6 protein-coding genes are annotated in these 9,455 nt (G+C 34.2%); 1 reads left to right on the top strand and 5 read right to left on the bottom strand.

Annotated elements, in window-relative coordinates:
• From ACM55K_RS12615 to ACM55K_RS12600, 4 genes are all read right to left on the bottom strand, one after another.
• Nucleotides 1-1,490: YDG domain-containing protein (locus ACM55K_RS12615; protein WP_416850613.1), on the bottom strand; the 1,490-nt coding region annotated here is incomplete at its 3' end.
• A gap of 672 nt (nucleotides 1,491-2,162) precedes the next feature.
• Nucleotides 2,163-4,166, bottom strand: coding sequence for a protein-disulfide reductase DsbD family protein (locus tag ACM55K_RS12610; protein WP_416850612.1), 2,004 nt, complete (start codon nucleotides 4,164-4,166; stop codon nucleotides 2,163-2,165).
• The gene (gene tilS, locus ACM55K_RS12605; protein WP_416850611.1) at nucleotides 4,166-5,476 is read right to left on the bottom strand and encodes a tRNA lysidine(34) synthetase TilS; all 1,311 of its coding nucleotides are present in this window, start codon (nucleotides 5,474-5,476) and stop codon (nucleotides 4,166-4,168) included. Before tilS ends, ACM55K_RS12610 begins: the two co-directional genes overlap by 1 nt.
• A 27-nt stretch (nucleotides 5,477-5,503) precedes the next feature.
• Nucleotides 5,504-6,790: an anthranilate synthase component I family protein gene (locus tag ACM55K_RS12600; RefSeq protein WP_416850610.1), complete on the bottom strand. Its 1,287-nt coding sequence runs from the start codon at nucleotides 6,788-6,790 to the stop codon at nucleotides 5,504-5,506.
• Nucleotides 6,791-7,520: 730 nt separating this feature from the next.
• Between ACM55K_RS12600 and ACM55K_RS12595 the strand changes: the two genes are divergently transcribed.
• Nucleotides 7,521-7,898 (top strand): DoxX family membrane protein, encoded by a 378-nt coding sequence (locus ACM55K_RS12595; protein WP_379852838.1) that lies wholly within the window; start codon nucleotides 7,521-7,523, stop codon nucleotides 7,896-7,898.
• Nucleotides 7,899-7,966: 68 nt separating this feature from the next.
• Here the strand turns inward: ACM55K_RS12595 and lpdA are convergent, their stop codons facing one another.
• Nucleotides 7,967-9,370: a dihydrolipoyl dehydrogenase gene (gene lpdA, locus ACM55K_RS12590; RefSeq protein ID WP_416850609.1), complete on the bottom strand. Its 1,404-nt coding sequence runs from the start codon at nucleotides 9,368-9,370 to the stop codon at nucleotides 7,967-7,969.
• Nucleotides 9,371-9,455: the final 85 nt, after the last annotated feature.

The following is a 9,455-nucleotide window of genomic DNA, read 5'->3' as shown; positions in this document are numbered from 1 at the left end:
ATATTTGCTGTTGTTGTTCCCACGGATGTCAAACTGTAGTTCCCCGCTTGCAATCCTGACAAACTCATGCCCGAAGAGGTAACTGTTTTGCCATTGGCAACGTCTTTATCGCTGAAGCTTGCCGTTCCGCCTATTAAGCTTACTGCATCTGGTGCAATAACTCCATTTAAAGTTTGGGTTAGAACTGAAGCAACCGCATTTCCATCATAAGTTTTGTTAGATGCTGTAAAGTTTCCGGTGATGGCCTTAGAAGTAATCACACCTGTTGCAGTCCCTGTAGCTAAACTATAATTTGTCGCTAATCCACCATTTGTTCCATTCACAAGAGTGTAAGTAACTACAACTCCAGGGTAAGAACCAACATTTGCACTACTATAAGCTGCTGCTACTCCAGCTACAGTAACTGTTTCGGTACCGACAAAGCCTGAAAGTGTTCCAACTGTAACTGCTCCAGCAGTTGCATTGCTATCATATGTTTTTGATGCAATCGTTGGGGCCTCTGCTGTTAATGCTTTTTTATTCACCGTCAATGTTGCCAATCCATCACTTGTAGCATTCCCACAACTATTAGTAACAACACAACGATATTTTCTGCCGCTCATTGCAACAGAGGGTTTGGTCAAAGTTAAGGAAGCAGTTGTCGCATTTGAATAAACTCCTCCGTTAGTTATAGTATTCCAAGAAGATATGTATTCTTCCCATTGATAAGTAAGAACAGCAGTTCCAGAAGCTGCTACTGTAAAATTTGCATTTGCACCATAAGCAACAGTTTGATTTAATGGGTTTGTAGTGATTGATGGTACTGTGCATGCAACATACGTTCCTTTTATAGCATTAGATCCTACATAATTAGATGTTCCTATATTAAAATTTTGAATTTGGGTTGATGCACCGTTCCAAATGTAAGTTGTACCACCAACAGTTACGGGATTATACACCCATGAAATTGTAGTATTATTCACTGCCCCAACAGCTGTTGTTCCATTTGATTTAAATGATACTGTTTCTGTTACAACAGTCGGTACTGCATTTACAAGTTTAGTATAAGTAACTTCAACTGTCATATCAATATTATTTCCAGCTACACCGGTTTGTCCAAAACCTACATTCCCATCCGTAAAAAACACTTTATAAGTAAAACCAGATTCTACACCATCGGCAATGAGCAAAAGTTCCGCTCCCAATTCATATTCCGTAACAAACCACGTAGCCGTAAAATTACCCGAACCATCCGCTACGGTCGTCCAAGGTTGATGAGGATCGGGTGTTCCGTGATCGGGTATGGGTTCCGTAAGGTGATATACCTGCAAGTCAATTGCTTCATTCGGCTGCCAGCCAGTCCCAGTAATAGTAACAGTTTCTCCCGGGGCATAATCCAAATCAGCCTGATCAAGTGTTATGGTCTGTCCAAAAGCCACATTTGCAAAAAATAGAGTTGCAATTAAAAAAACAATAGTTAAAAATCCAGAGTTGCGTAGAAATGTTTTCATATTTATTGAATTAAAATAATAAAATAACGAATACTATATGCCTAACTATAAAATGTAAAATCAATAGAATGGGGTTTCTATTTTTTTTGATTTATTCCAATTGAATTACCTTGAAAAAATGCTTTTTTTAACAAAAAAATGCTGCATAATCTCCTAAAATTCATCAACTTGAATACTAAATTATGCAATTAAGAATACATTAATCCAATTTTTAATACATTTCCGATTAAAGGAATAAAAAAACTGTGAACTACATATTTTGTAATTTTCAGAGGAAATAAAAAAATACAATTAGAAAATATATTGGCTTTTGAATCCGATTTTCAATTTGAATTGATGAAAATTTAATCCAATTGAAATACAAACATTGTTTGTACTTTTCGAATAAAAATGTGTTTTTTTAATTAATAGCAACTAAATCCTGAGTAAAAATACTTAAGAAGAGATGAACTTATTTTAAGACCATTTAAGAAAAATAAAATAGTGCAAAAAAGAACTAAGACCTTTTTTGATGTTCTTAAAACAGCCGAAAACCCAGTAAACACAAGCATTATAGACAAAATTTAAAAATGTTAAAAACGTTTTTAGATAACTTTTTTCGAACAAGAAAAAAATAAAAAAACCCTGTCCAATTAATTGGACAGGGTTGCTATTTGTAAAACAAAAAGGGGTTTATTTTTTGAATTTTAAGATTCCGATTTTTAACCAACTTTCATATTCTTCCACTCCTACATAACTAATTGTTGGCTTATCTTCATTTAAACTTTTCCCTTCCAAATCTGTTAAAACATACAATGGTTGGGTATTGGTTTTGTATTTCGAAATCATAAAATCGGTCCATTTATCACCTATAGTTTCGATTTCGGCTCCAGTAGTTTTAGAAATATAGCGTTCTCTTTTAGGCAATTCGCGTTTGTCATCAACATACAAAGAAATTAACACAACCTCATTATTCAAAATAGAAAAAACACGATCATCAGACCAGACATTATTTTCCATTTTTCTGCAATTCACACAAGCATAACCTGTAAAGTCTAACATAATGGGTTTATGTACCGTTTTGGCATACGCCAGTCCTTTTTCGTAATCATCAAAAACCACTAATCCGTGTGGTCCGCTTTTGGCCCCTTCGGGCAAAATAGCTGTTGAATTTTTAACTCCTGAACTTCCAAAACCCATGGGACTTTCACTGTATTCTATCGGTGGTGGAAAAGCATTAATCAATTTTAATGGTGCCCCCCAAAGTCCCGGGATTAAATAAATAGTAAACGTTAAAACCAGCAATCCCATTAACAATCTTCCTACTGAAATATGGGTCATAGGACTATCGTGTGGCAGGGTTATTTTTCCAAATAAATACAATGCTAATGCCCCAAAAACAGCGATCCAAATCGCCAAAAACACTTCTCTTTCCAATAAATGCAATTGTAAAACCAAATCAGCATTTGATAAAAATTTGAAAGCCAAAGCCAATTCCAGAAAACCCAAAACTACTTTTACGGTATTAAGCCATCCTCCAGATCTTGGTAACGAATGCAACCAGCCTGGAAACATCGCAAATAACATAAATGGTAAGGCTAAAGCCAATGAAAAACCTAACATTCCTATAATCGGTGCGATACCTCCTTTGGAAGCAGCGTCAACCAGCAGGGTTCCTACAATAGGTCCCGTACAAGAAAAAGAGACAATAGCAAGCGCCAACGCCATAAATAATATTCCTACTATTCCTCCTCTATCCGCTTGGCTGTCCACTTTATTTGCCCAAGAATTAGGCAACATAATCTCGAATGCGCCAAGAAATGAAGCAGCAAAAACAATCAATAGAATAAAGAATATAATATTAAACCAAACATTGGTAGACAATGCATTCAGTGCATCGGCACCAAAAATCCAAGTCACTAAAAATCCCAATACCACATAAATGAATATGATGGAGATTCCATAAATAATGGCATGTCTGATTCCTTTGGCTTTTGATTTACTTTGTTTGGTAAAAAAGCTCACTGTCATAGGAATCATCGGAAAAACGCAAGGCGTGAGTAAGGCTGCAAATCCTGATAAAAAAGCAATGAAGAAAATAGACCATAATCCTTTCTGAGAAGCTGGTTTCGTAGTTTCAATCGCTGATTTTACATAAATATTGGTTTCTTTTACTTCCGGTTTTGAAACTAGTGTGTCCACTCTTGTGGTATCCGCTTTAAGGATAACTACCTTCGCAATATTTGAATTTAATGGAATTCTAAACGTAAATTTTTTCTCTAAATTGATACAAACTTCTTTACAAACCTGATAATTCAACTCGGCTTCAATCTTGGTAATCTTTGGGTTTATGATTTTAATTTCTTGTTGGATTTGAGCTTTATCATGAAAAAAGGTTTCATTCACTCCAAAAATATCATTGAAAGCAGTCGTAGTTTTACTTTCTTTGGCTTTGCCAACTAAAGTAAAATTTTCTTTTTGATTTTTAAAAATCACCTCTAATGGTAATGGTCCCCCATCTGGTGTAAACTGAGAATAGATGTGCCAGTCTTTTTCAATAACGGCATTAAAAGTTAACAAATACGTATTGGCTGATTTTTTTTCAATTTTTGTCGTCCATTTTGCAGGATCAAGAATTTGGGCATTTACTTTGGTGAAAGCCAAAAAAGCAAAAAGTATAAATAGTAATTTCCTCATTATTGTAATTCTATTTTAAGTATATTTTGTATATTTTTTTCTATTCTAAAGCGGTTATCCTGACGAATTCCAACAATCCAAACAATTTCATTTTTTGAACATAAAAGCCAAGTATTTTCTTTGTCAAGCAATGATAATTTTTCATCCTTGAATAATTTACTCACTTTCTTAGATTTGCCGTCCATCCCAAAAGGCTGAAAAACATCTCCTTCATGCCAATGGCGCAAAACCAATGGAAATTGTAATTTATTGGCATCAACAAAGATAGTTTTATTTGAAACGATACTAATGTCGGCTACTTTACAAAACGAAAGATTTAAGGGAATCTTAACTTCTTTCTGATTTTCTTCGATTAAAAACTCCTCTTTTTCATTTACGAAATGTAGCGGACTTAAGATTAAGGAATCTCTGTCTTTCAACAATCGAAACTCCGGAGAAAAAACCTGCTTGCCTGATTGGCTTTCGACCAAATCATAAATATCATCCCAAGCCGAAAATCCAAATTCTTTCAACCATTGGTATAAGTACGATTTGTAATTGGGCAATTTTCTTAATTGAGTCAAATCAAAATGAATGTTTTCCTCCTCCTGCTTTGCCACTTGTTGATAAACGATAATTGATGCATCTTCAACCATCGCTTGAGCTTCCTGCAAATAGGTTTCCGTTTTATGAAAAGAAGAAAGGAAATTTGGGTTTAATTCCTTTAACATCGGGACTACATGATGACGAATTTTATTTCGAAGGTATTTATCCGATGCATTACTGCTGTCTTCTCGCCACTGAATCGTATTTTCTTTAGCATACGCTTCAATTTCTTCTCGGGAAAACAATAAAAATGGCCGAATCACATTTTCATTTTGTTCCGGAATTCCAGTTAAACCGTCTAATCCAGTTCCTCTGGTAAGATTGATCAGAAAGGTTTCTATATTATCATCTGCATGATGAGCAGTGAGAATATAGTCGAATTTTTCGGTTTCCAATAATTCATAAAACCAGTTGTAACGCAACTCGCGAGCAGCAACTTGAGTAGAAAGCTTATAATCTTCCGCAAAAGCTTTGGTATCAAATTGTGTTATAAATACCTTAATATTATTTGCGACAGCGTATTCCTGAACAAAATCCTGATCACCGAAACTTTCCATTCCGCGAAGTTGAAAATTGCAATGTGCGATTCCAATTTTATATTCTAATTGCTGAAATAAATGCACCATAACCATACTGTCAATACCGCTGCTTGTGGCAAGAAGCAGTTTTTTTCCATTCAAAAACTGAAAATTGTGGAGAAGATGGTTTTGGAATTTCTGTAGCATATTCAAAAGTAATTAATTCATTTTGATTTAGCTTAAAACTTCTCGCATAGCTTTGGCTTTAAGCAAACATTCCTCATATTCCTTCTCCGGAATTGATTGCGATGTGATGGCACTTCCCACTGAAAAAGAAACGTATTTTTTTTCCTGATTGTACAAAATACTTCGGATTACGACATTGAAATCAAAATCACCACTTGGAGTAAAATACCCTACTGCCCCACTATACAAACCCCGTTTTGTTTCTTCCAGATTTTCGATAATTTTCATTGCCGAAATTTTTGGTGCTCCAGTCATACTTCCCATCGGGAACGTGGTTTTCAGTGCATCAACCGCTGTATATTGATAATCTAATTTTGAAGTAACCGTAGAAATCATTTGGTGCACCTGAATAAAAGAATAAATTTTGCATAATTCTGTTACTGTTACAGAACCTTTTTTTGCGGTATGTGACAAATCATTGCGAACTAAATCCGTGATCATAATATTTTCGGAACGCTCTTTTGGGTCTAAAGCCAATTGCATTTTTGATTTTTCATCTTCTGCAGGATCTGAGAATCGTTTCGCTGTTCCTTTAATTGGCTGCGAAATAATCAATTCCCCTTCCTTCTTCAAATAGCGTTCCGGAGAAGCTGAAAGCAAAAAATGCTTATTATTCTTAAAAAAAACGGCGAATGGCGGAAGAGAAATTTCGTTCAGCTTTACAAACTTTTCAATTGGATCAATGCTGGCATTTTCTGCAAAAAATTCCATGCAAAAATTCGCTTCGTAAATATCTCCGTGATGAATGTGTTCTAATATTTTGGATGCTTTTTCAAGATAATTCTCTTTTGAAATCCGTTGTTGAATTGTTAATCTTTCTTCTGTTTCGACTTTCGTATTTTGACTTTCAATTATTTCCTCAAAGTCTTCCTCCACTTCATCGTCACACATATTGAGGTATTGAATTTCGAGTTCATTTCCTTTCAATAAAAATAATTTCTTAGGTTGAAAGAAAAATAAATCTGGAAAACCCAGCCCATCAAAATTATTGGATTGCAATTGCTCCACATCATTTTTTAAATCATACGATAAATAACCAAAAAGCCAGTCCTTGGTAATTTGCTGGTATTGTTTTAAATCTTCAAAAGCATTATGACAATCTGTTTTTATGGAAGTAAAAGCATCTGCTCCAAGCAGACAATCATAACTGGAATATCCCTGTGGATAATCATTACTGTCCATAAAAATGACTTCTCGAAATTGTTGTGACCAAAGTAAAAGTTGCTGTTTGAAGGCTACCGGATCGGATATTTGCTTATAAATTGAAACTCTCAAAAACTATTTATTTTAAGATTCAAAATTACAATAAAAAACTTCCATCCAAGAAACAGTAACCAAAAATTAATGACACGATTTTTATTACAAAACAGAATGACTTACCTCCTTAAATTAATCCAAACTATCGATGAAAATTACTTATTCCATTTTTACAAAACAATTTCATTTCCTCTAATAAGCATTTTTTTTTAAATCAATATTTAAAATCAATTCGCTATGCACCAAAAAATGGTTAGTAAATACCCTAAAAAATAATTATTTTTATCTTTAATCTTGGGTAATCATCCTAATTGGAACTACTGGTTTTGTTGTTTATAAGAAATATTTGCATAAATAAAATTAAAACTGTTAAAAATCAATCGTTTTCGTTTTAAAAAATTAATTATCTTTATATCATAAAAATGAAATCAGATTGATCTCGATTCGAAAATGCTTGTAAAGTTAGGACTTAAAAAAAACCTGAAATTGGTTTTAAATTCAATCCAAAATTCACAGTTAAGAATCCAAGATAACTGATTGCTGGTGATTTTGAAAGCAAAGAAAAAGGAGATGAAATGGTTAAAAATGCAATTGATACTGGCGGTCCTATTTATAAAACGACAAGATCATGGCTGGATGTACGGACATAGCTAATTTAGAAGAGCACCAATGGAAAATCTTGTATATAAATAAAAGTGCTATGCCACAATAGTATATTTTAAATGTGTAACCTATAAAACCATATATCATGAAAATTGCAATCATCATTATTCGATCTTTACTTGGACTCCTTTTTCTTTATACCTCAATTAGTTTTTTTTTACATCTATCTCCTGAGGCTGAAACAACTGGAAACTTCAAAGCATTTAATGTCGGTTTAATGGCGTCTACTTATTTGATGCCTTTAGCAAAATCTTTGGAATTTCTCTGCGGAATTTCATTTATTACTGGTCGATATGTAACTTTGGCTAATCTTATTATTTTACCAGTTACTTTAAATATATTATTGATCAATTTTTTCTTAACCCCAGAAAACTTACCAATTGCATTATTTGTGTTTTTTGGAAATATCTTTTTAATCTTTAGCCATTGGGAAAATTATAAAAGTGTATTTGTGGCTAAATAATTTAGTTGTATATAAATAAGAAACCCGCTTAAATAGCGGGTTTCTTATTTATAAAAAATGTTTTTTAATTACACATGCAACGCTCTGTTATCAGTAGCGGCTAATGCAGCTTCTTTTATTGCTTCTGCAAATGTTGGATGCGCATGAGACATTCTTGAAATATCTTCAGCAGATGCTTTAAATTCCATTGCAGTAACGGCTTCAGCAATTAAATCCGCACAACGAGCACCAATCATGTGAACTCCAAGAACTTCATCCGTTTTTGCGTCAGCAAGAATTTTTACAAATCCGTCTAAATCACCTCCAGCACGAGCACGACCTAATGCTTTAAAAGGGAAACTTCCTGATTTGAAATCTACACCAGCTGCTTTCAATTGCTCCTCCGTCTGTCCTACAGCAGCCACTTCTGGCCAAGTATAAACAACACCAGGAATCAAGTTATAATCAATATGTGGTTTTTGACCTGCTAAAATTTCAGCAACCATGGCTCCTTCTTCTTCTGCTTTGTGCGCTAACATCGCTCCACGAACAACATCGCCAATTGCGTAGATATTAGGAACTGAAGTTTGTAAATGATCGTTTACTTCAACCATCCCTCTATCCGAGATTTTTACTCCTGCTTTATCAGCATTCAATCCATCAGTATATGGACGACGTCCCACAGAAACTAATGAGTAATCTCCTTCAAGAGTAATTGTTTCTCCTTTTGCATTTTCAGCTTGAACTACGACACCTTCGCCATTTCTTTCTACTGATTTCACCTTGTGTGAAATGTAAAATTTCATGCCTTGTTTTTTTAATACTTTAGTCAATTCTTTAGACAATGAAGCATCCATTCCAGGAATAATTCGATCCATGAATTCCACTACAGAAACTTGCGCTCCCAATCGTAAATATACCTGACCTAATTCAATCCCAATTACTCCACCACCAATAATTACCAAATGTTTTGGCACTTCCTTAAGTTTCAAAGCTTCGGTTGAAGTGATGATTCTTTCTTTATCAATTTTGATAAATGGTAAAGAAGATGGTTTTGAACCTGTAGCAATAATGATATTTTTAGCCTCGATAGTTTCAGAAGTTCCATCCGCTTTTGCAACAGCAACATGTGTAGCATCAACAAATGAACCCAATCCTTCCAGAACTGTAATTTTATTTTTGTCCATTAAAAATTTCACCCCACCAGAAGTTTGATCTACAACGGCTTGCTTGCGTGCAATCATTTTTTCAAGGTTCACTTTTACTTCTCCGGAAACTTCAATTCCGTGATCTGCAAAATGAGCAATTTCACTGTAATGATGAGAAGAAGCAAGTAATGCTTTTGAAGGAATACAACCTACATTCAGGCAAGTTCCTCCTAGAGTGGAATATTTTTCGATAATTGCTGTTTTGAAACCTAACTGCGCACAACGAATTGCTGATACATATCCGCCTGGTCCAGAACCTATAATGACTACGTCAAATGAACTCATAGTATATTTTTTTATTGTGTTTTTATAAAATGTTGCACAAAATTAAGGAATTAAGTTTTGTTTAAAGTTTAATTTCCAAGGTTTT

This window comes from Flavobacterium arabinosi (assembly GCF_048158725.1).
GTDB lineage: Bacteria > Bacteroidota > Bacteroidia > Flavobacteriales > Flavobacteriaceae > Flavobacterium > Flavobacterium arabinosi.
This window is presented reverse-complemented; position numbering and strand designations above follow the sequence as displayed.